The 15,377-nt window shown below is 63.6% G+C and carries 13 protein-coding genes and 1 riboswitch; of the genes, 8 read left to right on the top strand and 5 right to left on the bottom strand.

The features are described 5' to 3' along the window. Positions 1-11 precede the first annotated feature (11 nt). Positions 12-629, top strand: coding sequence for an SOS response-associated peptidase (locus PSEST_RS15700; RefSeq protein ID WP_015277956.1), 618 nt, complete (start codon positions 12-14; stop codon positions 627-629). A 33-nt stretch (positions 630-662) separates the two neighbouring features. On the opposite strand, the gene PSEST_RS15695 is transcribed toward PSEST_RS15700, so the two are convergent. Then, complete coding sequence (locus PSEST_RS15695; RefSeq protein WP_015277955.1) at positions 663-2,792, bottom strand: methyl-accepting chemotaxis protein; 2,130 nt, start codon at positions 2,790-2,792, stop codon at positions 663-665. A 129-nt stretch (positions 2,793-2,921) separates the two neighbouring features. On the opposite strand from PSEST_RS15695, the gene PSEST_RS15690 reads away from it, so the two are divergent. After that, on the top strand, positions 2,922-3,740 hold the full coding sequence (locus tag PSEST_RS15690; RefSeq protein ID WP_015277954.1) for a M48 family metallopeptidase: 819 nt from the start codon (positions 2,922-2,924) through the stop codon (positions 3,738-3,740). Between the two features lie 22 nt (positions 3,741-3,762). Here PSEST_RS15690 and PSEST_RS15685 read toward each other — a convergent pair whose 3' ends face one another. The 4 genes from PSEST_RS15685 to PSEST_RS15670 form a co-directional block, all read right to left on the bottom strand. After that, on the bottom strand, positions 3,763-4,206 hold the full coding sequence (locus PSEST_RS15685) for an ester cyclase (protein ID WP_015277953.1): 444 nt from the start codon (positions 4,204-4,206) through the stop codon (positions 3,763-3,765). 85 nt (positions 4,207-4,291) lie between these two features. After that, positions 4,292-4,879: a TMEM165/GDT1 family protein gene (locus PSEST_RS15680; RefSeq protein WP_015277952.1), complete on the bottom strand. Its 588-nt coding sequence runs from the start codon at positions 4,877-4,879 to the stop codon at positions 4,292-4,294. A gap of 90 nt (positions 4,880-4,969) precedes the next feature. Beyond that, positions 4,970-5,093: riboswitch (yybP-ykoY riboswitch) on the bottom strand. A gap of 47 nt (positions 5,094-5,140) precedes the next feature. Continuing rightward, positions 5,141-6,139 (bottom strand): class I SAM-dependent methyltransferase, encoded by a 999-nt coding sequence (locus tag PSEST_RS15675; RefSeq protein WP_015277951.1) that lies wholly within the window; start codon positions 6,137-6,139, stop codon positions 5,141-5,143. A 93-nt stretch (positions 6,140-6,232) separates the two neighbouring features. Beyond that, on the bottom strand, positions 6,233-7,192 hold the full coding sequence (locus PSEST_RS15670; protein WP_015277950.1) for a 2-hydroxyacid dehydrogenase: 960 nt from the start codon (positions 7,190-7,192) through the stop codon (positions 6,233-6,235). Positions 7,193-7,260: 68 nt separating this feature from the next. Here PSEST_RS15670 and PSEST_RS15665 point away from each other — a divergent pair, with 68 nt between their 5' ends. The 6 genes from PSEST_RS15665 to PSEST_RS15640 all read left to right on the top strand — a co-directional run bounded on the left by PSEST_RS15665 (position 7,261) and on the right by PSEST_RS15640 (position 15,349). Continuing rightward, on the top strand, positions 7,261-7,890 hold the full coding sequence (locus PSEST_RS15665) for a LysE family translocator (RefSeq protein ID WP_015277949.1): 630 nt from the start codon (positions 7,261-7,263) through the stop codon (positions 7,888-7,890). Between the two features lie 106 nt (positions 7,891-7,996). After that, positions 7,997-9,682: a fatty acid--CoA ligase gene (locus PSEST_RS15660; RefSeq protein WP_015277948.1), complete on the top strand. Its 1,686-nt coding sequence runs from the start codon at positions 7,997-7,999 to the stop codon at positions 9,680-9,682. 31 nt (positions 9,683-9,713) lie between these two features. Next, entirely contained in the window at positions 9,714-10,037 is a 324-nt protein-coding gene (locus PSEST_RS22335) for a hypothetical protein (protein WP_041756738.1), read from the top strand. A gap of 9 nt (positions 10,038-10,046) precedes the next feature. Continuing rightward, a complete protein-coding gene (locus PSEST_RS15650; RefSeq protein ID WP_015277947.1) occupies positions 10,047-10,697 on the top strand; it encodes an MBL fold metallo-hydrolase in 651 nt (216 codons plus the stop codon). A gap of 130 nt (positions 10,698-10,827) precedes the next feature. Then, on the top strand, positions 10,828-11,481 hold the full coding sequence (locus PSEST_RS15645; protein ID WP_015277946.1) for an OmpA family protein: 654 nt from the start codon (positions 10,828-10,830) through the stop codon (positions 11,479-11,481). Positions 11,482-11,629: 148 nt separating this feature from the next. Next, positions 11,630-15,349 carry a CHASE domain-containing protein gene (locus tag PSEST_RS15640; RefSeq protein WP_015277945.1) on the top strand — a complete coding sequence of 1,240 codons (3,720 nt, stop codon included), beginning with the start codon at positions 11,630-11,632 and terminating at the stop codon, positions 15,347-15,349. The last annotated feature ends 28 nt before the right edge of the window (positions 15,350-15,377 follow it).

Raw genomic sequence — 15,377 nt, 5'->3', positions numbered from 1 at the left:
GAGTCTTTTTTATGTGCGGTCGCTACGCCCTTTTCCGTTGGAGCCAGGACTTCGCCGCCTTGCCCGGTTTCCCGTCCGACCAGCAGCCGCATTGGAGTGTCGCCCCAGGCGCTTCGGTGCTGTTGCTGCGCCAGATCGATCAGCAGTTGCAGCTCAGTCGGGTGCGCTGGGGGCTGACCCCGGCCTGGATGACCGACCTGACCCGAACGCCTGCCCAGGCGCGTGCGGAAACCATTGCCGAGCAGCCCATGTTTCGCGAAGCCTTTCGCCTGCGTCGCGGCCTGTTGCCAGCCAACGGGTTCTACGAATGGCGCGGTACGGCGCGCAAGCGCCCGTACTGGATGACCAGTGAAGGCTCACTGATGTACATGGCCGCGCTCTGGGAAGCCTACCCGGTGCAGGGGCATACCTACCTGAGCACCGCGGTGGTAACCCTGCCGGCAGCGACGTTGCGCCGGCCGTTGATGCTCGATGAGGCCGGGCAGGCCGCCTGGCTCGACCCTGACACGCCGCTGGAAACGCTGCAGGCGCTGATGGCTCAGCCCCAGCCGGCGTTGCGTGAACGACCGTTGGCGACCTTGGTGAACGACCCGCGCCTCGATGGGCCGGAGTGCCTTACTCCGGCCTGATCGGCCACGTCGAGGGCGTGCGGGCCGGTCGTCTCAGACCCTGAACTGGTTGATCAGGCGGCGCTGCTGCTCGGCCAGGCGTGTCAGTCCGGCGCTGGCCTGGCTGGCCTCGTCGGCACCGGCTGCGACCTGCTGGGCGACCTGACCGATATTGGTGACGTTGCGGTTGATATCTTCGGCCACCGCGCTCTGTTCCTCGGCGGCGCTGGCGATCTGATTGTTCATGTCATTGATCAGCGAGACCGCCTGGGTGATCGCCTGTAGCGCTTCTGCGGCGGCATCGGCCTGTTCGACACTGCGGCGCGTGCGGTTCTGGCTCTGTTCCATCACCTGTACGACGTCGCGTGTGCCGCCCTGCAGCTGCTGGATCATCTGCTGAATCTCGCCGGTCGCCTGTTGTGTCTTCTGCGCCAGATTGCGGACCTCATCGGCCACGACGGCGAAACCACGGCCTTGCTCGCCGGCTCGGGCCGCCTCGATGGCGGCATTCAAGGCGAGCAGGTTGGTCTGCTCGGCGATGCTGCGGATGGTGACCAGTATCGCGTCGATGTTTTCGCTGTCGCGGGCTAGCGTCTGCACCACATCCACGGCGCGGCCGATCTCGCTGGCCAGCTCGGCGATGGTCGCGCCGGTGTCCTGCACGATGTGCCGGCCCTGATTGGCGGCGCGATCGGCATTGTTGGCGGCTTCGGCAGCCTGGGTCGCATTGCGTGCCACGTCCTGGGCAGTCGCGGTCATCTCGTGCACGGCGGTGGCGACCAGTTCGATCTCCGCCAACTGCGTCTGCACGCCCTTGTCGGTTCGAATGGCGATGTCCGCGGTGTGTTCGGATGCGTCGCTGACCTTCTGCACCGAGCTGACCACTTCGCTGATCATGCCCTGCAGCCGCGCCAGGAATGCGTTGAACCCGGCTGCGATCTGGCCGAGCTCGTTACGGCTGTCGATATTCAGTCGCTGGGTGAGGTCGCCTTCGCCCTGGCTGATGTTGTCGAGCATGACCACCATGTCGCGCAGCGGCCGGGTGATACGGCGGCTGATCAGCCATATCGCAAGCAGCCCGGCGAAGGCGATGAGCATGCCGATGACGAGCATGGCGGCAAGGTTGCTGCGGCTTTCCTCGCCGAGCGCGACCATCAGCTGGTCCAGCTCCTTCATCACTTCTGCGGTTGGCAGCTCCAGCATCAGCACCCAGCGTGCGTCAGTGCCGGGGAATGAAAACGGCAGGAACAGTGCGACGCGGCCGCGGGCATGATCGATCCGGTAGTGGGTCTGGCCGGCAGGCAGCTGCTTGACCAAGGCCTGCTCGTCGGCGTCCAGAAGTTGTGCTGCGGGTTTGCCGAGCAGGTTCCGGTCGCGACTGTAGGCGGCAAGACGGCCGTTGTTGGAGATCAGCGCGATCTGCCCGGCTCCGCCGTACAGCTGGCTATTGGCGCTGCTCAGCAATTGCTGCATGAAGTCGACACCGATGTCCGCACCAACGATGCCGTGAAACTTGCCATCGATGATGATCGGCGCATTGAAGGAGGAAAGCAGCTGCGTCTGCCCGTTCATCTCGTACGGTGCGGGGTCGCCGACGCAGGGTTTGAGCTGTTCACGCGGGCACAGGTAGTACTCGCCGGCACGGACGCCCGTTTCCAGCAGGGTTGTGTCCTCGATATCGGTGAGTCGCTCGGTCAGCAGCTTGCCGCTGGCGTCGCGGTATATCCAGCTGGCGAAGCGGCCTTCGAGCATGCCCGGCACATCGCCGCGGTACATCACGTCATTGGCGTCCACCCCGTTGGGTTCCCAGGCGATATAGGTGCTGGTCAGGCTAGGGTTCTCGATCAGCGTCTGACGCGCCAGGTTGATCAGCTCTTCGCGGGTCAGGTTGGCCATCGGCATACCCTCGTCGTCGCTGAGACCGGTGAGGGTGTGTACGCGGGCGAGACCGGTGGCGATCTGCAAGGGTGCCTGCAGCTGTGCCTGGATGCGACTGACCTGGGATTGTGCCAGTGCGGTGACGCGCTGTTCGACCATGCCGTCGATCAGCGTGCGGGTCCGCTCCTCGACCAGTGCCTGGCTGCGCATGCCGGAAACCATCGCGTACAGCAGAAGCGCCGCAATGATGGCTAGCGTGCAGGCGCCGGCCAATGCCGCGAAAGCGGTCTGGATGGATCTGAACATGTGCGTACTCCAGTTGCGCAGCGGATAATCAGGCTATCGGCAGCATTTGCGACAACTACAGCGGGGCCGCCGGTTGCCTGACCGTTGGGCCCGCTCTAGGATACGGCCGAGGTTCTCCGGAGAGATTCGATGTTCAAGCCGCACAGATTGTCCATGCTGATCGCCGCCGCCGTGCTGGCAGGCTGTCAGGCCGTCAACACCACCAGCGGCGGTGCCGTGGGTGTCGAACGCAAGCAGTACATGTTCAGCATGCTGTCGACCGACCAGGTCAACCAGATGTATGCCCAGTCCTACCAGGAGACGCTCAGCAAGGCTTCGAGCCAGGGCGTGCTGAAGAAGGACACCGCGGTTGCCAAGCGCGTCAATGGCATCGCCCAGCGGCTGATCGCCAAGGTGCCGGTGTTCCGTCCGGATGCGGCGCAATGGGCCTGGGAAGTCAATGTCATCGACAGCCCAGAGCTCAATGCGAACTGCGGCCCTGGTGGCAAGATCATCTTCTACACCGGCCTGATCGAGAAGCTGAAGCTCACTGACGACGAAATCGCCGCGGTGATGGGCCATGAGATTGCCCATGCACTGCGTGAGCATGGGCGTGAAGCCATGTCCAAGGCTTATGGTGTGCAGATGGCGACTCAGCTGGGCTCGGCCATGGGCGTCGGCACCGGTGGCCTGCAGCTGGCGAACATGGGTGTCGAGTACCTGATGACCCTGCCGAATAGTCGTGGCAACGAAAACGAGGCGGATCTGATTGGTCTGGAACTGGCCGCTCGCGCCGGTTACAACCCGAACGCTGCAATCACGCTGTGGGAGAAGATGGGCTCCGCCGGAGGGTCGGCGCCGCCCGAGTTCATGAGCACGCACCCGTCGTCGACAACCCGCACCGCGGCGCTGAAAGCGAACATTCCGAAAGTCATGCCGCTTTACGAGCAGGCCCGCGGCGGTCGTTGACCCTTGGCCCGTCGCCGGCCTTTCAGGTCGGCGACAGCAGCGCCGCCAGCGGCGTTTCGATCCCCAGTTGCTGGTGCACACCCTCCAGGTCGATGAGGGTGTTGATTTCTTCGATGTCGCCGGCCGGATTGAGCGTCCAGACGCTCATGACGGCAATGGCGAGAATCTTGTCGGTTACCGAGGGGCCGAACAGCGGGGTGGCCAACGTGCCCATCACGGTGCACGAAGTAACCACCTTGTGGCCCTCGCAAATGCACTCGTCCACTACCACTTCCAGATCGGGCATGGCGTTACGCACGTTGCGCACGAGCTCGGCGAAGCCCGCGCTGTTCAGCGGCTGGCCGATGAGTGAGCCCTTGTAGGCGAAATACTTGCTCTGCATCTGTTCGGAGAGGGCCAGCCGGCCCTTGTTCCAGCTCAGATCGATATGGTTGCAGACTCGTTTCTTGCGTCCATCCGCTGACATGCAGCCTGATCTCCTCGGGGCGCTGATGGTGCGCTGCGGTAGCGCACTCTATCAGCTCCCCGAATGTGCAGATTTGCGCTGCGTATCAGCCTGAGACAATCGTGCTCATGGTGAGCGCCTGATACCCGGCGTAGAGCGCCAGAGCCGCGAAGCCGGCCGCTGCGACTCGGCGGATCAGCGTCAGCGGTAGTCGGTCCGCCGCGAAATGACTGACCAGCACCACCGGGACGTTGGCCAGCAGCATGCCAACCGTGGTGCCGAGAATGACCAGCACGAACTCCGGGTACTGGGCGGCGAGCATCACCGTGGCGACCTGGGTTTTGTCACCCATCTCGGCGATGAAGAAGGCGATCGTGGTCGCGACGAACGGGCCGTAGGGGCGACCGAGTCTGGCATCGTCGTCGTCCAGTTTGTCCGGTACCAGCGTCCACAGCGCGACGGCGGCGAAGCTGGCGGCGAGTATCCAGCTCAGCGCAACCGGCGAGAGCAAGCTCGATACCCAGCTACCGACCGCGCCGGCGGCGGCATGGTTGGCCAGGGTGGCAACGACAATACCCCAGATGATCGGCCAGGGACGGCGATAGCGCGCCGCCAGCAGCAGCGCAAGCAACTGGGTCTTGTCGCCGATTTCGGCCAGGGCAACGATTAGAGTGGGAACGAAAAACGATTCCAAGCGGCATTCCTTTAGGGCGGGTCGACAGATTCACCATGACATGCGCAGCCTGCCCGCCCGGGTCAGGTGTACATGTCATGGGTCTTGTCAAACCTGGCCTGGCGTATCGTTACGCGCTGGCCGGTCGCATGCGCCATGGTCTGCGGACCAAGTATGTTGACGCATGCCGGACGAGCAGGGCGCTCGTCGGAGACTACTCCCCCAAGGACGGCGGCGAGTTTGCCGCAACCGGCTGGCCGGTGCAACCGCCTGTCGCCGGCGTCAGGAGCGTTTTGCGCGGTAGATGCGAAAGCCGTTGCGCTCGACGATGGTCTGGCAGGCACCGAGATGCTGCTCGATCAGTGGCGGATAGCGGAGAAATGCGTTGGCTACCAAGCGTAGCTCGCCGCCGCTCGACAGATGCTCGGCGGCCCGTTCGATCAGCGTTTCGCTGGCCTGATAGCTGGTGTGCACGCCCTGGTGGAACGGTGGGTTGCTGACGATGGCCGCCAGTTGCCGAGGTGCGGTGTCGATGCCATCGCCGGCGATCACTTCAGCTTCGAGCCCGTTGGCGGCGAGCGTCCGGCGACTGCTCTCGACGGCAAAGGCGTCGACGTCCAGCAGCACCAGCTCGCTTTGCGGATAACGGCGTTTGAGCGTGGCGCCGAGAATGCCGGCGCCGCAGCCGAAATCGAGCACTCGCCCACTGGGTAGATTGTCGAGGTGTTCAAGTAGCAGGGCGCTGCCGACGTCGAGTCGTCCGTGACTGAATACCCCGGGCAGGCTGATCACCTGCAGCGGTCCGTCTTCCAGCTCCAGCGTGAAGTGGTGAGCCAGTGCATCGAGTTCCGGAACGGCCGGTGCCTGTTCGATCTCGCCCTGCCAGAGCTGGCAGTGGCGCGCGCTGTCGAGTTTGCGGGCGCGGCCGAGATTGGCCAGTTGTTTTGCGGCACGTTCGACGCCCGCGCGCTTTTCCCCGACCAGATAAAGCGGGCGGCCTGCCAACTGTGCTGCCAGCGCCTGCAGTACGTAGTCAGTCAACTCGCGTGACTTTGGCAGGAACAGCACGGCGGCGTCATATTCGCCGGGCGGGGGGGTGACGCCAAAGCTGCAGCGCCCACTGAAGCGCTTGTTCAGCAGGTGCTGTTCGCCGGCATGCCAACTCCAGCCGACGGCGCCGGGCAACTGGCCCAGCAGATCGTCGGCGGGCAGTCCGGCCAGCAATAGCCGTCCTTGAAACAGCTCGGCCTGACGCAGCAGTACTTCGCTTCGAGGGTCCATGAGCGTCTCCCTGAAAAAGTCGGCGAGCTTAGGTGCTATGGGTCGTTGCTCGCAAGCTCAGGGCAGCGGCATGGCCGCCCTGAGTCGCTTCGCTCAGTTGACCTGGCGCAGCGGGGCGCCGGCAAAGAAGGCAGTCGCGTTCTCGGCCAGCTGGGCGACGATGCGCTGACGCGCTTCACGGCTGCCCCAGGCGCTGTGCGGGGTGATGATCAGTCGCGGCAGATCCGGCGCCAGCAGGGGGTTATCGTCCCGTGGCGGCTCGCTGGTCAGTACGTCGGTGGCCGCGCCCCCCAGATGACCGCGGCGCAGGGCATCAGCCAGTGCCTGCTCGTCGACCAGGCCGCCCCGCGCGGCGTTGATCAGAAAGGCGGTTGGTTTCATCAGCTGCAGCTCGCGCGCACCGATGAGGTTGCGCGTCTGCTCCGTCAGTGGACAGTGCAGCGTGAGCGCGTCCACCTGCGGGAGCAGCTCGTCCAGGTCCAGACGCTCCGGGCGCTTCGGCCGGCCCGGCAGATTGCCGACCAGCACGCGCATGCCGAATGCTTCCGCCAGCCTGGCTACGGCGCTGCCGAGTTCGCCGTGGCCGAGCAGACCGAGGGTCTTGCCCTCCAGTTCGACGATGGGAAAGTCCAGCAGGCAGAACTGTCCGCTTTCCTGCCAGCGCCCACGGGCGACGGCGGCCTGGTAATCGGGTAACCGCGTAGCCAGCGCCAGCAGCAGCATCAATGTGTGCTGGGCGACGGTGGGTGTGCCGTAGGCCTGGCAGTTGCTGACCACGATGCCGCGCTCGCGAGCGGCCTGCAGGTCGATGTTGTTGACGCCGGTGGCCGAGACCAGGATGAGCTTCAGCTCGGGGCAGGCGGCCAGGGTTTCGGCCGTGAGGGAGACCTTGTTGACGATTGCGACCTGGGCGCCCTGCAAGCGCTCGACGATCTGGTCGGTTGTGCTTTGCTCATGACAGACGAGTTCGCTGAAAGCGTTCCGCAACGGGTCGAGGTCGAGATCGCCTTGTTCGAGGGGAGAGAGATCGAGAAAAACGGCGCGATTGGACATCAACTGTACCTTTTCGAAGAAACCGGGGCTGGCCGACAATGTGGCCCGGCATGGCGTGGAGATTGACTGTGTACTGGATGGAATTTATGACCGTGGCGCTGGTGCATCTACTCGCAGTGGCGAGCCCCGGACCGGATTTTGCGGTGGTGGTGCGCGAAAGCGTGACCCAGGGCCGACGTGTCGGAAGCTGGACTGCCTTGGGTGTCGGCTGCGGGATATTCGTCCATGTCGCCTATTCCCTGCTCGGCATTGGCCTGATCGTCTCGCAGTCGATTGTGCTGTTCAACCTCTTCAAGTGGCTGGCGGCCGGGTATCTGCTCTATCTGGGCTGGCGCGCGCTGCGCGCGCGACCGATGAGCCTGGATGTGACCGATGAAACGAATGCGCGTGCGGGTCGTTCGGCCTGGCAGGCATTCGTTGTCGGTTTCGTCACCAACGGCCTGAATCCCAAGGCCACGCTGTTCTTCCTTTCGCTATTCACCGTCGTGATCAGCCCCGATACACCGCTGCTGGTGCAGGCCGGCTACGGCGTCTATCTCGCCGGGGCCACCGCGCTGTGGTTCCTGCTGGTGGCCTGGTTGTTCAGCCGAGGCCGCGTGCGGGCTGGCTTTGCGCGGATGGGCCATTGGTTTGATCGGTTGACCGGCGCGGTGCTGATCGGCCTTGGCGTGCGTCTGGCGGTAAGCGAGATCGGTTAACACGCTGAAACGAGGTGCGCGGAAAATAATCCTTTGGACTGATTTTGCCTGGGGGCGGACGCTCTAGAGTGCTGCTTACAACTCCAACAAGAACAGGATGCCCCTCATGCTGCAGACCCGTGTCATCAAGCCCGCGGCGAACGCTTACCAGTACCCTCTGCTCATCAAGCGCCTGCTGTTATCCGGCGTCCGCTACGAGCGCACCCGCGAGATCGTCTACCGTGACCAGCTGCGTTACGACTACCGCACCCTGAATCAACGTGTCGCGCGGTTGGCCAACGTGCTGACTGCAGCAGGCGTCAAGGCAGGTGACACCGTGGCGGTGATGGACTGGGACAGCCACCGCTATCTGGAATGCATGTTCGCCATCCCGATGATCGGCGCCGTGGTGCATACCATCAACGTGCGCCTCTCGCCGGACCAGATCCTCTACACCATGAACCACGCCGATGACCGCTTTGTGCTGGTCAACAGCGAGTTCGTGCCGCTGTACCAGGCGATTGCCGGGCAGCTGACCACCGTGCAGAAGACGCTGTTGCTCACCGATGGCGACGTGCACGACGCCGGTCTGCCGGATTGCGTCGGCGAATACGAGAGCCTGCTCGCCGCTGCTGCACCTAGCTACGATTTCCCGGATTTCGACGAGGACTCGGTCGCCACGACCTTCTACACCACCGGCACCACCGGCAACCCCAAGGGCGTGTACTTCACCCATCGCCAGCTGGTGCTGCACACCCTGGCTGCGGCAGTCACTGTTGGCTGTCGGGAAAACCCGCGGTTGATGGGCTCGGACGACGTCTACATGCCGATCACGCCGATGTTCCATGTGCATGCCTGGGGTTTGCCCTACGTCGCCACCATGCTCGGCCTCAAGCAGGTCTATCCCGGGCGTTACGATCCCGAGTACCTGATCGACCTGTGGCGCCGTGAGCAGGTGACTTTCTCCCATTGCGTGCCGACCATCGTGCAGATGCTGCTCAACGCCAAGGCGGCGCAGGGCACCGATTTCAAGGGCTGGAAGATCACCATCGGCGGCAGTGCGCTGACCCGCGGCCTGTATGACCAGGCCAAGGCCCGTGGCATGAACCTGATCGCCGCCTACGGCATGTCTGAGACCTGCCCGCTGATCTCCGGCGCACATATCAACGATGAGTTGCTGGAAGCCGATGAGGACACCCGCAGCACCTTCCACCTCAAGGCCGGCGTGCCGGTGGTGCTGGTCGATGCGGCGATTCAGGCTGCCGACGGCAGTTTCCTGCCGGCAGACGGTACCTCACAGGGCGAACTGGTACTGCGTGCGCCCTGGCTTACGCAGGGCTATTACAACGAACCGGAGAAAAGCGAAGAGCTGTGGGCTGACGGCTGGCTGCACACTGGCGACGTGGCGGTGATCGACGAGATGGCCAATATCGAGATCCGCGACCGCATCAAGGATGTGATCAAGACCGGCGGCGAGTGGCTGTCGTCATTGACCCTGGAAGGATTGATCAGCCGTCACGAGGCGGTGCGCGACGTAGCGGTTGTCGGCGTGCCGGATGAGCGTTGGGGCGAGCGACCGTTCGCCCTGGTGGTGCTGGCCGAGGGCCGCGAGCTGAACGCCGACCAGTTACAGACGTTCCTCGAGCCGGCGGTGGCCGAAGGGCATATCAACAAGTGGGCGATCCCGCAGCAGGTCGCCGTGGTCTCGGAAATCCCCAAGACCAGCGTTGGCAAGCTGGACAAGAAGCGCATCCGCAGCGAGATCGCGCGTTGGCAGGAGGACGCCGCGGTGGCGCAGCCCTCGCCGAGCTGAGCCGACGGCTTCAGTCGGCATCGAGTAGGGTTTGTACTCGGCTCTGGAGAGCATCCAGAGTGAAGGGTTTGCCGCGCAGCAGGTGCTCGGGTTGGGCACCGCTGCCGGCCTGCAATGCTTGCTCGGCATAGCCGCTGATGAGCAGGATCTTCAGCTCTGGCCGCAGCTGGCGCGCTTGTTCGGCAACTTGATGGCCGTATCTGCCGCCCGGCAGACTGATATCGGTAATCAGCAGATTGGGGACATGCTCAGGCGAGCAGCCGCGACTTCGGTGCCGATGGCGCCATTGCCTGCAGCGCGGGCAGTCGGCATCCTGCTGGCCGGCGCTCCGGCGCAGTGGATATTGCAAACCTGAGGATGCCACATGGCTGCCACCCAACCGCTGTTGATTCGCGAAACCTTCCCTGTCGGCCCGTTGCAGTGCAACTGCACGATCATTGGCGATCCTGTGAGCAAGAAGGCCATCGTCGTCGATCCGGGCGGCGACCCGGAGAAGATCATGGCGCGGCTGGATGTTCACGGCCTGAAAGTGGTGAGCATCATCCATACCCATGCGCATCTGGACCATTTTCTGGCGTCCGGTCGGATGAAGGAGCAGACCGGCGCCACGCTGCATCTGCACAAGGCTGACCAGTTCCTCTGGGATAACCTGGAGATGCAATGCCGCATGTTCGGTGTGCCTTACACGCCGGTGCCTGCGCCGGACCAGTGGCTGGCCGATGATGAGGAACTGGCCTGTGGCTGCGGCGTGGCGCTGCACACACCGGGGCATACACCTGGCTCGATGAGTTTCTGGTTTGCCGATGCCAAGCTGCTGATTGCCGGCGATACGCTGTTTCGCCGCGGTATCGGGCGCACGGATCTGTGGGGCGGCGATTATGCGAGTATCGAGCGGTCCATCAAGCAGCGCCTCTATACGCTCGACGAGGAGGCCACGGTGGTCACCGGCCACGGCCCGGACACCCGTCTGGGCGATGAGATGCGTGACAATCCCTTCGTGCGCGCCGGCGCCTGATCGGCCGTTGGACCGGTTCTGCTGCACGGTTCCTATGCCTGCTGGTGGGCAGTGGTAATCTAGCGCTGCATTCAGGGTTCGTGGCTACGAAGCGCGATGCCCTGGTAACTGACGAGAGAAGGAAGTACCTATGAAAATGCTGAACATGACCGCTCTCGCAGCGGGCGTTGCGCTGCTGGTCGGTTGTACCACCAACCCTTACACCGGCGAGCAGCAGGCTGGTAAGGCGGGCGTATATGGCGGTATCGGTGCCGTCAGCGGGGCGGTCATCGGTGCTGCGACTTCGAGCAAGAAGGATCGCACCAAGGGTGCACTGATCGGTGCTGCGGTTGGCGGCGCTGCCGGCGGTGGCTACGGCTACTATGTCGACACCCAGGAAGCCAAGCTGCGCCAGACCCTGCAAGGCACCGGTGTTCAGGTTCAGCGCAATGGCGACAACCTGACGCTGATCATGCCCGGCAACATTACCTTTGCCAGCAACTCGGCTGACATTTCCAGCAGCTTCTACCCGACCCTCAATTCCCTGGTGCAGGTCTTCAAGGAGTTCAACAAGAACGGCGTCGATATCGTCGGTCATACCGACAGTACTGGTTCGCTGCAGCTGAACCAGGACCTGTCCAACCGCCGTGCCCAGAGTGTCGCGTCGTACTTGGTCTCCAATGGTGTGGCGCCCGCGCGTATCTCGTCCTACGGTGCCGGCCCTAGCCAGCCGATCGCCAGCAACGACACTGCGGCCGGCCGCGCGCAGAACCGTCGCGTCGAGATCAATCTGCGTCCGCTGTAAGTGCTAATAGGCTACGGGGCTGCAACGGCCCCGTTGTCGACGAAAAACAGACGCCACTAATCCGTTAATCGTTCTCGCCATTGAACCTCTCTGCACTATTCGAATCTGACATTCGATAGCACGCCAGTAGTGGCACAGAGGAGGTCGAATGGATGATCGTCCCGCTCTCCATTCCCGCAGGTCCTGGTTGCCATTACTGGTCGCACTGGCCCTGATGGCGGGGCTGGGTGGATGGATTGGCTGGCAATGGCACGTCCAGGAGCAGCGCAGCAAGGTTGAGCAGGAGCAGCGCTTTACCTTCGCCGTCGATGATATCGAGCACACCCTTCGCGAGCGAATGCGTGCCTACGAGATGGTGTTGCGCGGCCTCGCTGGTGTGGTGGCGGGTAGCGACGAAGTGAAGGTGGACGACTGGGCGCGCGCCGCAGACCAGTTGCAGCTGCAGGACTTCTACCCCGGTATCCAGGCTGTGGCACTGGCACGCCATGCGACTCCAGAAACCCTTGACGGCATTATCGAGCAGATTCGCAGCTCGGGGCGCGAGCGCTTTCGCATGTATCCGTCGGGCGTGCGCGACGAGTATGTCGTGACCGATTACATCCACCCGACCGATTGGCGTAACCGGAGGGTGCTCGGCTTCGATCTGTTCAGCGAGGCGACCCGTCGTGAGGCGATCGTCAACACCCGTAACAGCGGCAATCCGGTGCTCACCGGGCCGCTGCGCCTCAAGCAGGAAACCGAGCAGAACGTCCAGGTTGGCGTTCTGCTGTTCTTCCCCCTCTATGCCGCAACTGCACCGGTAACCACCGAGGAAGAGCGTCAGCGCGCCTTCGTCGGCACGTTGCACGGCGCGTTTCGCCTCACCGACCTGATGGAGGGCATCCTCGGCTCGCGGAGCCGGATGTTGCAGCTGCAGCTGTTCGATGCTGCCAATCCAGACTCTCCGTTGCTGGCCGGGCGTGCACCGGTCAGCGCCGATGCCAAATTCCAGCGGATCCGCAATATCTACATGTATGGCCGTAGCTGGCAGCTGCAGGTTGCGAGCACGCCGGAGTACGAGGCGGTGCTGCGGGACAACAACCGGGCCTTCAGTCTTGCGGCTGCGCTCACCGCGGCGGCACTGTTTTCACTGCTCGTGGGTGGTTACCTGTATCTGCGCGAACGCGCGCTGCGCAACAGCCAGGCGTTGAGCCTGCAACTGCAGGAGCGCGAAGCACGTTTCCGCCAGTTGATCGAGCAACTGCCGGTAGCGACATTGTTGTGCAACGCTGGCGGTCGTATCGAGCTGGCCAATCAGAGTGCGGCACAGCTGTTTGGCAGTACGGCGGAGCTACTTGCGGGCGAGCGGGTGAGCCGTTACGTGCCTGGCGTACTCGGCGAGCAGATACTGCGACAGCTGCGTGAGACCAGTCAGCTCGAACTGCAGGCCCAGCGCGAAGATGGCAGGCCCATACCGGTTGCGGTCAGCCTGACCAGCTTCAACCATGACGATGCGTTGTACTACGTGTTGAACCTGCTCGATCTGCAGGCGCGCAAGCGCGACGAGGAACGCTTCCGCAACGTGGTCGAGGCTTCCCCCAACGCGTTTGTGCTGGTGGATGTTCACGGCGACATCGTCATGGTCAACCGTCAGACCGAGGTGCTGTTCGGCTACACGCGCCAGGAACTGCTCGGCCAGCCAGTGGAGCAACTGTTGCCCGAAGCGCTGCGTGAAGCCCATCGAGGCCTGCGCCAGGGCTACACCGAGCATCCCGAACCACGGCGCATGGGCAGCAATCGCGAGCTGTTCGGCCTTCATCGCGATGGCAGCGCGCTGCCGGTGGAGATCGGTCTGTCGCCCTTGCGCAGTGGCGACGAGCAACTGGTGCAGGCAGTGATCATCGATATCAGCCACCGCAAGGCCGCCGAGCGCCGCTTGCGCGAGCAGGCCGATCAACTTGCCGTTGCCAACCGCTACAAATCGGAATTCCTCGCCAACATGTCTCATGAGCTGCGTACGCCGCTCAACAGCATCCTGATTCTCAGCGATCAGTTGCGGCAGAACGGGGCTGGCAATCTGAACGAGAAGCAGGTTCGGCATGCCGATATCATCCACCGCGCCGGCCATGAACTACTGCAATTGATCAACGACGTGCTGGATCTTGCCAAGATCGAGTCCGGCCACATGCAGCTCAAGCTGGAGCCGCTGAACCTGCGGGAAATGCTTACCGAACAGCAGACTTCGCTCGGGCCGATGGCCGAGCAGAAAGGCTTGCTGCTCAAGATTGAAGTCGATGCCGACGTGCCGGTCACGCTGAACTCCGATCGCGCACGGCTGCAGCAGATCCTGCGCAACCTGCTCACCAACGCGCTGAAGTTTACCGAGCAGGGTGAGGTGGAACTGCTGGCGAGCTGCCGCAGCGCCGAAGATGGTTCAGGCCAGACGCTGCAGTTGCAGGTGCGCGATAGCGGCATCGGCATTGCCAAGGACCAGCACGAGCGGATCTTCCAGGCCTTTCAGCAGATCGATGGCTCGATCAGCCGGCACTACGGTGGTACCGGGCTGGGGCTCGCGATCACCCGGCAGCTGGTTGAGGTGCTGGGCGGCCAGGTGACTGTCGAAAGCGAGCTGGGCCAGGGCGCCACGTTCACCGTCGTGTTGCCTATCGCAACGGTGTCGGGTGCATCGACGCAGGCATTGCTACCACCCCAGCCGCAGCGGCGCGGTCGGGGTCCCGGCCTGCTGATCATCGAGGACGATACGGACTTTGCCTCCGTGGTCGCCGAGGTCGGACAGAGCCATGGTTTCACCAGCCTGATCTGCAATACCGGGGAGCAAGGGCTGGAGGCACTGAGACGCGAGCACTTCGCTGCGGTGATCCTCGACATCCTGTTGCCGGATATCAGCGGCTGGCAGATCCACCGCGAGCTACGTGGCGATGAGCGTCACCAGGGTATGCCGGTGATCATCATCTCCTGTGTGCCGCAGCCGCATGACTGGCACGACGATGGTTCGCGCTATCTGGTCAAGCCGGTCGCGCAATCGGAGCTGGAGCGCATTTTCATCGAACTGGCGCGGCACGAACACAACCCGCTGCGCTTGCTGCTGGTAGAGGCCGAGCCGCGGCGTCGCGTATTGATCCGTGACTACTTCGAGCGGCTCGGTTACAGCGTCACGCTCGCCGGCAGCAGCGATAGCGCCCGACTGGCCTATGCCGAGCAGACGTTCTCGGTCGTGGTGGTGGACAGCGAGCTGGCTGACGGCAGCGGGTTGGACCTGCTGGATGCCTTCGAGCGGCTGCGCTCGCTAGAGGGCGTCACTGTGCTGGTGAACAGTCGCGAGCCGCTCTCGGAAAAGGATCTGCAACGTTTGCATCGCTACGCGGCCACGGTGCTGTCCAAGGAGGAAGCGGTCGAGCGCCTGGGGGCACTGGTGCGACCGGAGCCTGCCGCGCCAGCGCCAAGTGCCGCTGTTTCGCTGCATCTTGCCGCGCCCGGCCAGCGAGTGCTGCTGGTCGACGAGGATGTGCGGCTGATCTATTCGCTGACTGCCCAACTGGACGAGCTGGGCATCCAGGTGGTGCCTGCCACCAGTGCTGCGGAGGCGTTGGAGCGTTTCGACGAGGATGCCTTCGATCTGGTAGTGCTGGACATGAGCCGGCCCGGCGCGGAAGGTCCGGAGTTGGCGCGGCGGCTTAAGCAGGATCACGACTGCCAGGCGCCGATCGTTGCGCTGGTGGGGGCGAACGATGAAGGCGCGCGTGAACGGTGTAGCGCTTCCGGTGCCGATGAGGTGCTGATCAAGCCGGTCGAAGCGACGGCCCTGCGTGAGCTGTTACGGCGCCGGCTGGACCTGGAATCGGGTACGGACGAAGCGGAAAAGGAGTAGCGATTGGTGCAGGCTGAACATGACAGTG

It is taken from the genome of Stutzerimonas stutzeri RCH2 (assembly GCF_000327065.1).
Taxonomy (GTDB): domain Bacteria; phylum Pseudomonadota; class Gammaproteobacteria; order Pseudomonadales; family Pseudomonadaceae; genus Stutzerimonas; species Stutzerimonas stutzeri_AE.
This window is presented reverse-complemented; position numbering and strand designations above follow the sequence as displayed.